13 protein-coding genes are annotated in these 15,326 nt (G+C 64.0%); 1 reads left to right on the top strand and 12 read right to left on the bottom strand.

What is annotated here, in order from left to right; all coding sequences use genetic code 11:
* Nucleotides 1-39: 39 nt before the first annotated feature.
* Nucleotides 40-981: a D-2-hydroxyacid dehydrogenase family protein gene (locus tag ACVZTU_RS12500; RefSeq protein ID WP_482400503.1), complete on the bottom strand. Its 942-nt coding sequence runs from the start codon at nucleotides 979-981 to the stop codon at nucleotides 40-42.
* 56 nt (nucleotides 982-1,037) lie between these two features.
* Between ACVZTU_RS12500 and ACVZTU_RS12505 the strand changes: the two genes are divergently transcribed.
* A complete protein-coding gene (locus tag ACVZTU_RS12505) occupies nucleotides 1,038-1,619 on the top strand; it encodes a YdbT family protein (RefSeq protein WP_180345618.1) in 582 nt (193 codons plus the stop codon).
* A gap of 77 nt (nucleotides 1,620-1,696) precedes the next feature.
* Here ACVZTU_RS12505 and ACVZTU_RS12510 read toward each other — a convergent pair whose 3' ends face one another.
* The 11 genes from ACVZTU_RS12510 to cysK all read right to left on the bottom strand — a co-directional run bounded on the left by ACVZTU_RS12510 (nucleotide 1,697) and on the right by cysK (nucleotide 15,320).
* Nucleotides 1,697-3,394 (bottom strand): ABC transporter family substrate-binding protein, encoded by a 1,698-nt coding sequence (locus ACVZTU_RS12510; protein WP_139468882.1) that lies wholly within the window; start codon nucleotides 3,392-3,394, stop codon nucleotides 1,697-1,699.
* Nucleotides 3,395-3,446: 52 nt separating this feature from the next.
* On the bottom strand, nucleotides 3,447-5,552 hold the full coding sequence (locus ACVZTU_RS12515; protein ID WP_482400504.1) for an ABC transporter ATP-binding protein: 2,106 nt from the start codon (nucleotides 5,550-5,552) through the stop codon (nucleotides 3,447-3,449).
* Nucleotides 5,545-6,462 carry an ABC transporter permease gene (locus tag ACVZTU_RS12520; protein WP_139468884.1) on the bottom strand — a complete coding sequence of 306 codons (918 nt, stop codon included), beginning with the start codon at nucleotides 6,460-6,462 and terminating at the stop codon, nucleotides 5,545-5,547. Before ACVZTU_RS12520 ends, ACVZTU_RS12515 begins: the two co-directional genes overlap by 8 nt.
* A 1-nt stretch (nucleotide 6,463) precedes the next feature.
* A complete protein-coding gene (locus tag ACVZTU_RS12525) occupies nucleotides 6,464-7,447 on the bottom strand; it encodes an ABC transporter permease (RefSeq protein ID WP_139468885.1) in 984 nt (327 codons plus the stop codon).
* Between the two features lie 498 nt (nucleotides 7,448-7,945).
* Nucleotides 7,946-9,658, bottom strand: a complete 1,713-nt coding sequence (gene ilvD, locus ACVZTU_RS12530) for a dihydroxy-acid dehydratase (RefSeq protein ID WP_172171176.1) — start codon at nucleotides 9,656-9,658, stop codon at nucleotides 7,946-7,948.
* 189 nt (nucleotides 9,659-9,847) lie between these two features.
* On the bottom strand, nucleotides 9,848-10,792 hold the full coding sequence (locus ACVZTU_RS12535; protein ID WP_181271636.1) for a 2-hydroxyacid dehydrogenase: 945 nt from the start codon (nucleotides 10,790-10,792) through the stop codon (nucleotides 9,848-9,850).
* A gap of 67 nt (nucleotides 10,793-10,859) precedes the next feature.
* The gene (locus tag ACVZTU_RS12540; RefSeq protein ID WP_482400505.1) at nucleotides 10,860-11,324 is read right to left on the bottom strand and encodes a MarR family winged helix-turn-helix transcriptional regulator; all 465 of its coding nucleotides are present in this window, start codon (nucleotides 11,322-11,324) and stop codon (nucleotides 10,860-10,862) included.
* 1 nt (nucleotide 11,325) lies between these two features.
* Nucleotides 11,326-12,039, bottom strand: a complete 714-nt coding sequence (locus ACVZTU_RS12545) for an NAD(P)H-dependent oxidoreductase (RefSeq protein WP_458310280.1) — start codon at nucleotides 12,037-12,039, stop codon at nucleotides 11,326-11,328.
* On the bottom strand, nucleotides 12,036-13,226 hold the full coding sequence (locus tag ACVZTU_RS12550; protein ID WP_139468889.1) for an LLM class flavin-dependent oxidoreductase: 1,191 nt from the start codon (nucleotides 13,224-13,226) through the stop codon (nucleotides 12,036-12,038). Before ACVZTU_RS12550 ends, ACVZTU_RS12545 begins: the two co-directional genes overlap by 4 nt.
* Nucleotides 13,227-13,572: 346 nt before the next feature.
* Nucleotides 13,573-14,247, bottom strand: a complete 675-nt coding sequence (gene epsC, locus ACVZTU_RS12555; RefSeq protein WP_139908497.1) for a serine O-acetyltransferase EpsC — start codon at nucleotides 14,245-14,247, stop codon at nucleotides 13,573-13,575.
* 146 nt (nucleotides 14,248-14,393) lie between these two features.
* On the bottom strand, nucleotides 14,394-15,320 hold the full coding sequence (gene cysK, locus ACVZTU_RS12560) for a cysteine synthase A (protein ID WP_482400506.1): 927 nt from the start codon (nucleotides 15,318-15,320) through the stop codon (nucleotides 14,394-14,396).
* Nucleotides 15,321-15,326: the final 6 nt, after the last annotated feature.

The following is a 15,326-nucleotide window of genomic DNA, read 5'->3' on the forward strand; positions in this document are numbered from 1 at the left end:
CTCCCACCTCACCATATCCGTTGGCGTATTCGAGTCGGCTCAGCCCAGCACGCGGATCGGCTCTCCTGCGATCCAGGCGGCGATGTCCTCGACTGCCTGAGTGAAGAAGATCCGATAGGTGTCTTCGGTGACGTACCCCAGGTGCGGGGTGAGCACAGTGCGCGGTGTGCTGCGCAGGCGATGGTCCGCCGGCAGCGGCTCTTCGTCGTGGACGTCGAGTCCGGCCCCACGGATCCCACCTGCTTCCAGCACGGTGATGAGCGCGTCGGTGTCGACGAGTCCGGCGCGCGAGGTGTTGACGAGGATGCTGTCGGGCTTCATCGTCTCAAGTTCGGCGGCTCCCACGAGTCCTCGGCTGCGGTCGCTGAGTTTGTAGTGGATCGTCACCACGTCCGCGGTGGAGAACAGTTCGTCCTTGCTCACCGCGCGCACGCCCAGGGCGTCCGCCCGTTCCGCGTCGAGGTTCTGGCTCCACGCCACGACGTCCATTCCGAAGGCCGCACCGACCCGCGCGACCTTCGTTCCCAGACGTCCCAGACCGACCACGCCGAGGCGGTGCCCATCGAGGTCTCCCCCGACGGTCGACTGCCAGCCGCCGCCTCGGACAGCGGCGTCCTCGGCCGGGATGCTGCGCAGAACGGAAAGGATGAGTCCCCAGGTCAGCTCCGGTGTCGCCGAGGTGGTCGACTCGGTTCCGCAGACCACGATCCCCTGCGCACGCGCCGCCTCCACGTCGATGGAGGCGTTGACCCGTCCCGTGGTCACGAGCAGACGGAGGTCCGGCAGCCGTTCCAGCCGGCCGGCGGTGAAGGCGGTTCTCTCTCGCATCGCCACAGCCACCTCGGCGCCGGAGAGGACCTGCACGAGGTCTTCGTCGTCGACGATGGGACGATCGATGAACTCGACCTCGGCGTCGAGACCGCTCCAGTCCGCGAACGTGCCTGCCACCTGCTGATAGTCATCGAGAACGACGATGCGCATTGTGTTCCTCTCCTGAAGTCGTGTGACCTACATCCTAGAGCCGATAGGCTGGGCTGGTGAGTGCACCGATCATCCTGAGACAACGCAGCGGCCCCATCATCACGGTCATCGTGTGGGCGTTCCTCGCTTTCCTCCTCGGCGACGCGCTGCTGCGCGGGGCGTGGGACACCGTCGGCCGTTTCGGTCCAGGGCTTGTACTCATCGGCTGGCTCGCGTTCATCGTCCTCTGGCGGCCGGCTCTCGTCGTCGGAACCGACGAGGTGGAGGTCAGGGAGATCCTGCGTACGACGACGGTGCCGTTCACCCGAATCCGTGATATTCGGCTGGGTTCTGTCGTGACGATCGAAACCGCCTCGGCGGAGGGGGTCGAACGCACCATTCGACCGTGGAACGCCCCCGGAATGCCGCGACGGAAGATCGATTCCGGACTGACCGGCGGAACGCGACCGGAGTCTCTGGACAATCACCCCGCGTTCGAGCTGCTGCGTCGATGGGAGCATGCTCAGGCCCATGCCCCTGGAACGGCTGCGCGAAGAGGTCCGTCCGGCGTTGCCGAGGACGTCAGCACTCGATGGAGCCGGGGCGTCATCGGGGTGACTCTGGTGCTGGTGCTCCTGGTGGCAGTCGGACTCATCTGAACACAGAAGGACCGGCCCCGTGGGGAACGTGATCCCACGGGGCCGGCAGTCTCGGAAGGCTTCAATCGATCAGTGCATCACTTCTTGAAGCCGATCTCGGTCCAGTCGGGTGTTTCGAGCTGGCGCGGCCCGAGGTTGAGGACGTCATTCCTCACGCCCCACACATATGGTGTCGGGTAGAAGGGGATGAGCGGCTTGAGCTTCAGAACCTCGGCATCGCCCTCGTTCGCCAGCTTCTTCGCCTCGGCCGGATCGAGTGTCTTCGTCGCAGCCTTGAACTTCTCGCCGATCGCATCGCTGGAGATCTTCGAGTGGTTCTGCGCGGAATCCGCCGGGTAGAACAGGTTCGATCCCGAGGAGATCGGGAAGGCTGTGCCCTGCCAGGTGAACGTCGCCATCTCGAAGTTGCCGTTGAGCACGTGGTCGGCGAAGTACGCGGCGACCGGAACGGTTTCGATTTCGACCTTGAAGCCGATCTCGTTGAGGTCCTTCATCACCTGTTCGGCACGCTGGGCATTCGAAGCGGTATCGGCGGGAACGACGATCTTGAACTGGAGCTTCTCTCCGTCCTTCTCGCGGACACCCCCATCGCCTTCCTTCCAGCCGGCGTCGTCGAGGATCTTCTTCGCCTTCTCCTGGTCGAAGTCGAGGCTGCCGTCGGTGTTGTCCTGGTAGCCTTCCTGGCCGGGCATGAATGTGACGTTGTTGATGAGAGTCACCGGTGCTTCGACGGGGCCGATCGCAGCCTGGGCGATGGCTTCGCGGTTGATCGCATGACCGATCGCGTCACGGACTTCCTGCTCCTTGAGCGCACCCTTCTTCGCATTCATCGTCAGGTGCGTGTATTCCATGCCCTGCGACTTGTACATCTCTCCGTCTTCGCGCTTGCCGGCGGTCTTGTAGGAGTCGCCATCGGTGCCGACATCGACAAGGTCGATCTCCTTGTTGGCGTAGGCCTGAGCCTGCTGTGCCTGAGAGACGACCTTGAAGATCACCTTGTCGAGCTTGGGTTCCTGTCCCCACCATTTGTCGTTCTTGACCATGGTGATGACGCCGGACTTCGTGTCGACCTTGTCGGCCTTGTAGGGACCGTTCGAAGGCAGGACTTTCTTCGTGTAGTCCTTGTTGAAGGAGTCGGCATCCTCGGTGATCTCATTGGGCAGGAAGGCGCCGATGTAGTTCGGCCAGTCGATGTTCGGGGTCTTGAAAGTGACCTTAACGTCGTGCTTGTCCTTGCCGGATTCGATCTTCTCGATGTCCTCGTAGCCCTTGGTCGAGGCGACCTCGAACTCGTCGTGTTTGCCGTCGCGAGTCTGCCAGAAAGCCTTGTAGTCGTCGACGTCGATCGGTGTGCCGTCCTCCCAGACGGCGTCCTTATTGAGCTTGACGTCGATGACCAGGGGATCCTCGCTGGCGATCTCGACGCTCTCGGCGTAGTTCTTGTCGACTTCCCAGGTGCCGTCATCCTTGATCTTGACCGGTCCGCCCAAGGTGGTGCCGTAGATGTTGTTGTTGTCCACATGGGCGCCGTCGGCGTGGTAGTAGTTGAGGCTCGCGGGGATCTCGGTGATCGGGTAGGTCAGCGTGCCGCCGTCCTTGACCTCGTCGTATCCGGCCTTCTGGTAGTCGGTGGTGGGGAGCCCGGAGATCTCCTTGTCCGCCTTGTCGCTGTCGACTCCGCCGGAGTCCTTGTTCGCCTGCTGGCAGCCGGACAGTGCCAGGCCCAGCGCAGCGGTCGCGGCGACGACCATTGTCGCCTTCTTCCTCATTCTCATGAGTTCCTCATTTCTAGTGTGGTGTTCCTCGAGGTGGGCTATGGGTGCGGCTTCAGGTCGCGGTGTCGAGCTCCGTGATCCGCTCCGCATGGTGGCAGGCGACGAGGTCGCCTTCCAGTGACCGCGGACGGGGGTCATCGGTCAGGCACATTTGCCTGTCCCCGTCCGGCAGCAGGTTGAACAGCGGGCACCTGGTGCGGAAGTTGCAGCCGGAGATCTCATCGGTCGGGCTCGGCAGATCTCCGGTGAGCAGCACCCGTTCCCGAGACCGTTCGATTTCTGGGTCGGGAACGGGGATCGCTGACATCAGTGCACGTGTATAGGGGTGCCGCGGCTGCCGATAGAGCGCGTCGGATTCGCCGTACTCGACGATCCGACCGAGATACATCACGGCGACATAGTCCGATATCTGTCGGACGACCGCGAGGTCGTGAGCGACGAACAGATAGGACAGTCCCAAGGTGTCACGCAGGTCTTCCAGCAGGTTGATGACACCTGCTTGGACTGAGACGTCGAGAGCCGAGACGGGTTCGTCGAGGACGAGCAGCTTCGGGTTCGTCACCAAGGCCCGAGCGATGCCGATGCGCTGACGCTGCCCACCGGAGAACTCATGCGGATAGCGTTCGGCCATCGACGCGTCGAGGCCGACGAGTTCGAGCATCTCGGCAACCTTGTCGTTGCGCTCCTGAGCCGGCACTTTGTGCACGGTCAGCGGTTCGGCGATCACTTCGCCGACCGGCAGCCGCGGGTCGATTGCGGCCATCGGATCCTGGAAGACGACCTGGACGTCTTTGCGCATGGCCAGACGTTCACGCTTGTTCAGGTCCGCGACATCGATGCCGTTGATGACCAGCCGTCCCTTCTGCGGAGCGACCATCTCCAGGACTTCACCGATCGTCGTCGACTTCCCGCAGCCCGACTCGCCCACCAGTCCGAGGGTCTGGCCGGCCTTGATCTCGAGATCGATTCCGTCGACGGCTTTCACCGTGCCGATCTGTCGCTTGAACACGGCACCCTTGAGCAGAGGGAAGTGCTTCTGCAGACCGGTGACTTCAAGGATGTTCGGGGCTGCGTCGTCTTTCACCCGAGTCGCCACCGGGTCGGGGCGCGGGTAGATGTCCTTGGCTTCCAGATCGCCCCGGGCGATCTCGTCGGCACGATGGCAGGCGGCCTGCACGCCGGCGATTCCGTGTTCGACGAGTTCGGGCTCGACCTCGCGACATCTGTCGACCGCGATCGGACAACGCGGTGCGAATGGGCACCCCGGCGCAAGATTCGACAGCGACGGCGGTTTGCCCTCGAGCGGAACGAGTCTCTGGGTTCCCGCTGTGGCAAGGTTCGGCACCGAACGCAGCAGTCCTGTCGTATAGGGCATCTGCGGGCTGTGGAAGACCTGCTCCACTCCCCCGGTCTCGACGAGGCGGCCGGCGTACATGACAGCGATTCGGTCGGCGTTTCCGGCCACTACACCGAGGTCGTGAGTGATCAGCACGATCGCGGCACCGGTGATCTCGCGTGCCTTCTGCAGCACGTCGAGGATCTGAGCCTGAATCGTCACGTCCAATGCCGTCGTCGGCTCGTCGGCGATGATGAGATCCGGATCGTTGGCGATCGCAATGGCGATCATGGCTCGCTGCCGCATGCCTCCGGAGAACTCGTGGGGGTATGACTTCACCCGCCGTTCCGCCCCTGGGATGCCGACGATTCTGAGCAGTTCGATCGCCCGGTCGTTCGCCGCCTCTTTCGACAGGCTCGGGTCATGGATGATCAGACCCTCGGAGATCTGTTCTCCGATCGTATAGACGGGAGTCAGTGCCGACAGCGGATCTTGGAAGACCATGGCGATCTCGCGGCCACGCAGCTTCGACATCTGGTGGTCGTTCATGTCGAGAAGAGACTGCCCGCGATACCGGATGGAGCCGGCGATCTGAGCGGTGGAGGGAAGCAGACCCATCACAGCCATCGATGACACGGATTTGCCTGACCCGGATTCGCCGACGATGCCGAGGAATTCGCCCGGTCTGACCTCGTAGATGACCCCGCGCACTGCTTGAACGTCGCCCTTGGGGTTGGGGAAGGTCACCGTCAGGTCTCTGACCTCAAGGATGGGTTCTGCCGCGGTGACGGGGGCGAGGTCGATGTCAAGGGTTTCAGTCACGGTTGACTCCTGAGGTCGGATCGATCGCATCCCGCAGGGCATCGGCCATGAGACTGATCGCGAAGAGCATGAGCACAAGCACCCCTGCGGGGAAGACGAACAGCCAGGGACGTGTGGCCGCCGCTCCGGAGCCTTCGGCCAGCAGTGTGCCGATCGACACGTCGGGTTTCTGAATGCCCAGATTGAAGTAGCTCAGGGAGGTCTCGGCAAGGATCGCGGAGACGACGCCGAGCGTCGCATCGACGATGAGAATCGAGGCCACGTTGGGAATGATGTGACGGCTGAGGATCTTCGGAGTCGAAACCCCCATATAGCGGGCGGCTCGGACGAAGTCGCGGTCCTTGATCGCCTTGGTCTGGTTGCGCACGACTTGAGCCATGATCATCCAACCGAAGAGCACGAGGAAGACGACGATGGCCGTCCACGACAGCTGCCTCAGCAGAGGCGCCATGAGCACAAGGATGAAGAAGGACGGCAGTACGAGCAGAAGGTTGATGAACCAGACGATGATCGTCTCGACGCGACCACCGAAATAGCCTGCCGTCGAACCGATGATGGCGGCCAGAATGCTCGCACACGGTCCGGCGATGATGCCGATGAGCAGGGATTTCTGAAGTCCCACGACGGTCTGAGCGTAGATGTCCTGGCCGATCGTGTTCGTACCGAACCAGTGCTGGGCGCTCGGGCCCTCATTGAGTGCGAAGACATCCTGGTCGGTCGGCGAATAGATGTTGATGGTATTGCCGAACAGAGCGAAGAGAACGAAGAATGCGAGTAGGATCCCGCCGACCCAGAACCGCGGGGTCGAGCGCAGGCGGCGCCAGATGAGCATCGCCCGAGAGGTCGGCTTCGAACGCTTCGTCACCACCTCGGTGTCGGGCTCTGTGGAGATCGGAATATCTGTTGCCATGTCAGATCCTCACTCTCGGGTCGAGTGCGGCATAGAGCACCTCGGACAGGGTCGAGGCCAGGAGCGTGAGCACTGCGACGAAGAGAACGGAGCCTGCGGCCGCGTTGATATCGGACTGCAGGATCGAGTTGATGGTGAACTGGCCCATGCCGTTCCATGAGAAGACGACCTCGAGCATCGAGGAGCCGGCGACCAGGGTGCCGAACGCGTAGGCGAAGTACGTCGACATCGGGATGAGTGCGACGCGCACGCCGTGCTTGACCAACGCGGTTCTGCGGGTGCGCCCTTTGGACCTGGCGGTGCGAATGAAGTCCGATGCAAGCACGTCGAGCATGACCGAACGCTGGTAGCGCGAGTACGTCGCGGCGCCCATGAGCACGAGCGCCAGGGTCGGCAGCAGCATATGTGACACCTGGTCGGTGAACCACGGGATGAAGCCAGGGTCGATATTCGCCGAGTAGTCACCCGAGAAGCGGATGAGGGTCGTGCCGAGTGCATTGTTGAATCCGGTGGCGATGATCATGAGGATCACGCCGATGACGAATGTCGGAGTGGCGATGATGAGGTAGGACGCGTAGGTCACGACCTGGTCGGATGCCTTGTACTGCTTGACGGCTCCCCAGACGCCGAGGATCACACCGAGGATGGCTCCGATGATCGATCCGATGAGCAGGAGCTTGAGGCTGACACCTGCCCGAACGAGGATCTCCTGCAGCACAGGCGAGTTGTGGACCGTCGTGCCGAAATCACCATGGAGGAAGATGTTCGTCAGCCAGTGCCAGGTCCTCTCGAGGATCGGGACTTCGGGGTTCGTGCCGTGGCCGTTGAGGATGGACCGAATCGAATCTTCTGACAGCGGCGGATTCTGGCCACGGTACCGGGAGGCCGGATCCATGAATGAGCTGGAGGTGATGTAGGCGGTGACCGTCGCTATGAACGCGAGGATGAAGTAGTTGATGAACCGCCGCAGGACGTACTTTCCCATGGCGCCGACTACGACACAGGGATCAGCCGGGCCTCACTGGACGTCGAGGAATGGTGCATGGGACCCGGCAGCTGGGAGTAGATCTCACGGCGAATCGGGTAAGCGGTGCGAATCATCAACGATCAAGGTTCCTTTGCGCGAATTTTCCTCTGATCAGCCACTATGAGTGAATCATCAATGGTTCATCACAGAAGACTGAACGTAATTCGCACTGTATCTCCATGTGACCTGTTGCACAAACTTCCCTTGCAGTATTGATTGCGACAAGGCTCCGTGTCCCCCGGAATTCCGCGCGACACGCCGAAGTAACTTTTCGGTAACTGTAGTCTCGTGTCGCCGGGTCGGAACGGTCCGTGCTGTCCTCAGGAACGTTCCCCACCGAAATCGCCGAGGCGGTGCAGACGTGATGTCTGCACCGCCTCGGCGATGGTGGAACCGTTCCGTATCGCTGAGCGTCACCCGAAGGCGAGCGGAATCAGCAACGGACCTTGAACTGGATCAGAAGCAGACTGCGCCCTTCGATGCCGACTGCACGAGCTTCGCGTACTTGCCGAGCACACCGGTGAGGCGGTGGTTCTCGGGCAGCGTCCAGGTCTTGCGACGCTCGGCCAGCACCTCCTCGTCGACGTGGAGCTCGATCGAGCGGGCCGCGATATCGACGGTGATCTTGTCACCGTCCTCGACGAGCGCGATCGGACCGCCGTCGACTGCCTCGGGGGCAATGTGGCCGATGCACAGGCCGGTCGAACCGCCGGAGAAGCGACCGTCGGTGAGCAGCAGGACGTCCTTGCCGATGCCCGCGCCCTTGATGGCGCCGGTGATCGCGAGCATCTCGCGCATTCCGGGCCCGCCCTTGGGCCCTTCATAGCGGATGACGACGACGTCGCCCTTCTTCAGTTCTCCGTTGAGCACGGCGTCCATGGCCGGCTGCTCCTGGTCGAATACGCGAGCGGTGCCTTCGAAGACGTCGGCGTCGAAGCCCGCGGACTTCACGACCGCACCCTCGGGAGCCAACGATCCCTGCAGCACGGTGAGGCCGCCGGTGGCGTGGATCGGGTTGTTGAGCGCGCGCAGGATCTTCCCGTCCGGGTCCGGCGGATTGATCGACTCAAGGTTCTCGGCCACGGTCTTGCCGGTCACGGTCAGGCAGTCGCCGTTGAGCAGACCGGCGTCGAGGAGGGCCTTCATGATCACGGGCACGCCGCCGATCTTGAAGACGTCGTTCATCACGTACTGGCCGAAGGGCTTGACGTTGCCCAGGTGCGGAACCTTGTCGCCGATGCGATTGAAGTCATCGAGTTCGAGCTCCACTCCGGCTTCGTGCGCGATGGCCAGCAGGTGGAGGACCGCGTTCGTCGAACCGCCGAAGGCCATGACCACGGCGATCGCGTTGTGCAGCGATTCGCGGGTGATGATGTCCTTCGTGGTGATGCCCTGGCGCAGCATGTTGACAACAGCCTCACCGGACTTGCGAGCGAACATCGTGCGGTTGCGGTGGATGGCCGGCGGAGCAGCCGAGCCCGGCAGGGACATGCCCATGGCCTCGGCGGCCGAGGCCATCGTGTTCGCGGTGTACATTCCGCCGCAGGCACCCTCACCGGGGCAGACGGCGCGCTCGATGGCGTCGACGTCCTTCTGGGACATGGTGCCCGCACGGCAGGCGCCGACGGCTTCGAAGGCGTCGATGAGGGTGACTTCCCTCTCCGAGCCGTCCTCCATCTTCGCGGTTCCGGGCATGATCGAACCGTTGTAGAGGAAGACGCTCGAGAGCCCGAGGCGGGCGGAGGCCATGAGCATTCCGGGGATCGACTTGTCGCAGCCGGCCATCAGCACGGAGCCGTCGAGTCGTTCGGCGCTCATCACGGTCTCCACGGAGTCGGTGATGACCTCACGGGAGACCAGCGAGTAGTGCATTCCCTCGTGGCCCATCGAGATTCCGTCCGAGACGGAGATGGTGCCGAATTCCAGCGGGAAGCCACCGGCCTCGTGGACGCCTTCCTTGGCGGCCGAACCGAGACGCTGCAGCGACATGTTGCAGGGGGTGATCTCATTCCACGAGGTCGCGATCGCGACCTGCGGCTTCACCCAGTCGTCGTCGCCCATGCCGACGGCGCGCAGCATGCCGCGTGCGGCGGTGGCCTCGAGGCCGTCCGTGACATCGCGAGAACGGGGTTTGATGTCGGGAGTGGTGTTGTCTGTATCGATGCTCATGCAGGCATGCTACGCCCGATTTCAGCATCCGCATGCCGGACTCTCGCATGGTGGAACCTCTTGTGGGAACCATGCGAGAGTCCGACCGCGGGGCCATGTTCCGGCCCTGCTTAGGTCAGATTCGCGTGACCTATTGCCGGCGATGCAGGCCCGCGATTCGCTGCGCCTCGGGCCCCAGCTCACGGCATCTCAGGCCTTGATGAGATTGACCGGCTGCTCACCGTCGTTGATCCGCCTGACCTGCTCGGCGAGGATCTTCACGACCCGTGGTTCGAACGCCGAGGTGTCGCCTCCGACATGGGGTGTGATGAGGGTGTTCGGGGTGCCCCACAGCGCGTGGTTGCGCGGCAGCGGCTCCGGATCGGTGACGTCGAGGGCGGCATGGAGCCGGCCCGCGGCGAGTTCCGCCACAAGCGCCTCCGTGTCGACGACCTTGCCGCGGGCGACGTTGACGATGAGCGCATTGTCGGGAAGCAGGCTGAGGAACTTCTCATCGACGAGGTGGTGGGTGCCCTCGTTGAGCGGGGTGATGAGCACGACCACCTCGGTGTGGGGCAGTAGTTCCGGCAGCTCGTCGACGCCGTGAATCTTCCCGCGCTCGTCCTCACGTGCGGTCGAGGCCACTCGGGTGAGCTGGACTTCGAAGGGGTCGAAGCGGTCGGCGATGGCCGAGCCGATCTCGCCGACGCCGATGATCATCACCCGCCGGTCCTGCAGCGAGCGGTGACGCTGGTGCTCCCATACCCGCGAGACCTGCGAGCGCACGGCGTCATCGATTCCGCGCAGGCTGGCCAGGGTCAGCGCCAGGGCGAGCTCGGCGGTGCCCCCGGTGTGCACGCCGGAGGCGGTCGCCACCTGGATTCCGCGTTCGGGCAGGTGGGCGACGGGATCGAATCCGGTCGTCTGAGTGATGACCATGCGCAGGTTGGGCAGCTCGTCGAGCAGCTCGATCGTCGGCCCGGAATCCATGTACGGCAGGATGACGACATCGACATCGTCACGACTGAGCTTGGCCGACCGTTCGGAATCGGAGAAGACGACGAGGTCGACGTTCGCGCGCTGGTGAGCGGGGATCCGAGCGATCACACGGTTGCGGAGCTCGGAGTTCGGGAAGGCGATTGTGGTGATGGACATGCCCTCATTGTGGCACGCGGCCAGGCCCGGTGCCGAGGGATTCGTCACTCTGAGATGACGGGCCTCGTCACTCGGGCAGCGCTCTTCCGATCCGAGTGAAGACGGCCTCGATCACCTCGAGTTCGGCATCGCTGACATGATCGAAGAAGATCTCGTCGACATAGCTCTTGTGCTGGGACCCGGCGGACAGGAATGCCCGCGCCCCCGCCTCGGTGAGAGCGACATTGTGGGCACGCCCGTCATCGAGACACTGGGTCTTCGTCACCAGTCCCGCGTCGACGAGGACCTTGATCCGATAGTTCAGCCGCGACGGCGAGAAGACGAGCTTCTTCGCCAGGGCACTCATCGTCAGCGTCCGCTCCGGCGCCTCCCACAGCAGGAGCAGAGTGTTGTAGTCGCTGACGTCGAGCCCTGCATCGTCCTTGAGCTGGACCTCGAGGACCTGACGGAGGCGCTGCGAGGTCTCGAAATAGGTCCGCCACGCGTTCTGCGCCAGCGCCTCCCTGCCGAGCCCGAATCTGATCTCCGTCATCTCAGCCCTCGAGCAGCTGCGCGAACGGGGTGACGTTCGCGGGGTCGAATTCGTCGACGATTCCGCGATTCGCCGAGGAGGTGCCCCGGGTCGCGCCCGCCCCTGCACCTGCGTGCGAATCGGGGTCGGCCACCTCGGCGAGGTCGTCGTTTCCGGCGCCGATGATCGCTGCGGTCAGGGACACGAGTTCCTCCCCCGCCTGACGGATCCGGGCGGTCAGCGCACGGCCGCCTTCGACGGTTCCCCAGTCGTCGGTCGCGGCGAACACCGTGGTGGGCACGACGATGCCCTTGAGGTAGGACAGCATCGGCCGCAGCACCGCGTCCCCGGCCAGCGAATGGCGGGCAGTGCCGCCGGTGGAGGCGATGAGCACGGGCTTGCGGCTCAGCGCCCTGTCGTCGACGAGCTGCCAGAACAGGGTGTGCAGGCCGACGGGGGCTGCCTTGTACACCGGTGCGACGGTGACGATCGCATCGGCGGCGGCGATGGTCGCGAAGGCCTGCTCCAACGCTTCGGAGCGGAACCCGGTCAGGGTCATATCCGTGAGCGCGGTGGCGAGGTTGCGGACGTTGATGACGTCCGTGGTCACGTCGATGCCCACCGATTCCCCCGCCGAGGCGGTCTGACCGAGGATCCGGTTCGTGAGCTTGAGCGTGGTCGAGTCCTCGCTCAGGGAGGTGGTCACGGCCACGATGTTCATCGTGTTCGTGCTCATGAGCGGTCGGCTCCTTCCTGTGTCGGATTCTGGGCCGCTTCGGCGGCGCGTGCCTGACGGTCCTCGAAGGCGCGGGAACCTTCTCCGCCGCCGGGGATCGGGTCCCGGCCTTCGCGATGGCGGATGACGAGGGATTCGTGGGTGGGAGCGTCGGGGACGTCGGCCGGGCGGCCCTTCGCGAACTCCTCGCGGAGGACGGGGATGACCTCTTCGCCGAGGAGGTCGAGCTGTTCGAGCACCGTCTTCTGCGGCAGTCCCGCATGATCGATGAGGAAGAGCTGGCGCTGGTAGTCCCCAGCCCAGTCCCGGAAGCTCAGGGTGCGCTCGATGACCTGCTGCGGCGAACCGACAGTCAGCGGAGTCTGCGTCGAGAAGTCCTCGAGGCTGGGCCCGTGGCCGTAGACCGGGGCGTTGTCGAAGTAGGGACGGAACTCGCGGACGGCGTCCTGGGAGTTCTTGCGCATGAATACCTGACCGCCGAGGCCGACGATCGCCTGGCTGGCCGTGCCGTGGCCGTAGTACTCATAGCGCTGACGGTAGAGCTGAACCATCCGCGCGGTGTGCGAGGTCGGCCAGAAGATGTTGTTGTGGAAGAACCCGTCGCCGTAGTAGGCGGCCTGTTCGGCGATCTCGGGGCTGCGGATCGATCCGTGCCAGACGAACGGCGGCACTTCGTCCAGTGGGGTCGGGGTGACGGTGAAGCCGTTGAGCGGTGTGCGGAACTTGCCTTCCCAGTCAAGGTTCTTCTCACGCCACAGACGGTAGAGCAGGTTGTAGTTCTCGACCGCCAGCGGGATGCCGGCACGGATGTCCTTGCCGAACCACGGATAGACGGGGCCGGTGTTGCCGCGGCCCATGATCAGGCTGATGCGACCGTCGGAGAGGTGCTGCGCGTACGAGTAGTCTTCGGCGATGCGCACGGGATCGGTCGTGGTGATGAGCGTGGTCGCCGTCGAGAGTTCGAGCTTCTCCGTCTGTGCGGCGATGTTGGCCAGAAGGACCGGCGGGTTCGCCGGGGCCACGAAGGGCGGGTTGTGGTGCTGCCCGGTGGCGAAGACGTCGAGTCCGACCTCCTCGGCCTTCTTGGCGATCTCGACGGTGTTCTTGATCCGCTGGTGTTCGCTGACGGTGGTGCCGTCGGTGGGGTCGGTGGTGACATCGCCGATGGTGAAGATTCCGAATTCCATGACGCCTCCTGCATCTGGGCTGCTGCGGTTCTCGCGTCCGCCCTGCTGATTGGACTAACTTCAATTTTGAAGTAACTAGTTGAAATCTTAACAGAGATGGTCGCGAAAGTATTCCCGGCCCCAGAGCGGTCACCTGGGTGGGACGCGAGGCCATGATCGCAAACGGTCGATTGTTGGGTCGATCCACGGTGTTTCCGCGGTTCCAGCCCGATTTTCACCGTGGATCGACCCAACAATGCACGAAAAGCGGCTCCCGCCCGTAGGCAGGAACCGCTTTTCGTGTCTGTTCGCCGAGACCGGTTCGCTGAGCACAGCAGCGAACCGGAGCATGGCCGCGGCGGTGGACTCAGATCCAGAGGGCCGGATCCTCGAGGACGAAATCCGGGTGCGTCGTCGACGACTCGGCTCCCGCCTTCGCCGAAGCGGCGCCGTCCTTCTTCTTCGAGCGCACGGTCGCGGGGATGCCGACAGCGCTCGAGTCGGCCGGCACGTCCTTGACGACGACGGCGTTGGCTCCGACCGCGGAGTTGTCGCCGACGACGACGGGGCCGAGGATCTTCGCCCCGGCTCCGACGAGCACGTGGTTGCCGATCGTCGGGTGGCGCTTCGTCTGTGCCATCGACGTACCGCCGAGGGTGACCTGATGGTAGAGCATGACATCGTCGCCGACTTCCGAGGTCTCCCCGATGACGACTCCGTTGGCGTGGTCGATGAAGAAGCGACGCCCGATCCTGGCCCCTGGGTGGATCTCCACCCCGGTCAGCGTCCGCACGAGCTGGGACATCAGTCGCGCCGGAACCTTTCCGGCATCGTGCTGCCACAGCCGGTGGAGTCCGCGGTGCGCCCAGATGGCATGCATCCCGGGGTAGGAGACCAGGGAGACGAAATCATTGCGCGCCGCCGGATCGCGTCGCTTCACCGTCTCGAGGTCTTCTCTCAGCGTCTCGCGCACACCGGGTCGGCTCAGCCCAAAGGCGGCCGCCCCCGCAGCTGCCGCGGCCGCTGCCCACAGTGCCTTCATCATTGACTCCCTTGCTCAGTCGTCTCGGTCTATCTCGTGCAAGTCGGATCCGGTCGGAAGAATTCCCGCGACCCTCCGACAGGGAACGTCTCAGACAGCGAGGGCGCCAAACCGAAGTCTGACGCCCTCACGCTGTTCACTCGCGCTCAGTCGAGGTATTCCGAGAACAGCGGTGTCGACAGGTAGCGCTCGCCGAAGTCGGGGAGGACGACGACGATGCGCTTGCCGGCGTTCTCGGGGCGCGAAGCGACCTGCTCAGCCGCAGCAAGGGCAGCACCCGAAGAGATTCCGACGAGCAGACCCTCTTCCTTGGCGACCTCGCGGGCCCGCTCGATGGCGACCTCGTTGTCGATGTCGACGACCTCGTCGTAGATCTCAGTGTTGAGGATGCCCGGCACGAAGTTCGCACCCAGACCCTGGATGGCATGCGGTCCGGCAGTGCCCTCGGTCAGCAGCGGCGAGGCGGAGGGTTCGACGGCGACGATCTTGACCTCAGGCAGCGCCTCACGCAGAGCGGCGCCTGCGCCGGAGATGGTGCCGCCGGTGCCGATGCCGGCAACGAAGATGTCGACCTTGTTATCGGTGTCGGCGAGGATCTCGGGGCCGGTCGTGGCCTTATGGATCTCAGCATTGGCTCTGTTCTCGAACTGACGGACGAGCACGGCCCCCTCGGCGGCGACCTCTTCCGCCTTCGCCACGGCACCTTTCATACCCGCAGCCTTGTCGGTGAGGACGAGCTCGGCTCCGAAGGCGCGCAGCAGAGCACGGCGCTCCTTCGACATCGATTCGGGCATCGTGAGGACGACCTTGTAGCCGCGGGAGGTGCCGACCATGGCCAGCGCAATGCCGGTATTGCCCGAAGTCGCCTCAACGATGGTTCCGCCGGGCTTGAGTTCGCCGGACTTCTCGGCGGCGTCGATCATCGCCACGCCGATGCGGTCCTTGACGGAGTTGCCGGGGTTCGAGGATTCGAGCTTCGCCACGATCTCGGCGCCCGACCGGTCACTGGCCTTGTTGATGCGCACCAGCGGCGTGCGGCCGACGAGTTCGGAGACGTTGTTGAAGATGGTCAAAGTAAG

This window comes from Brevibacterium sp. OS20 (assembly GCF_056837565.1).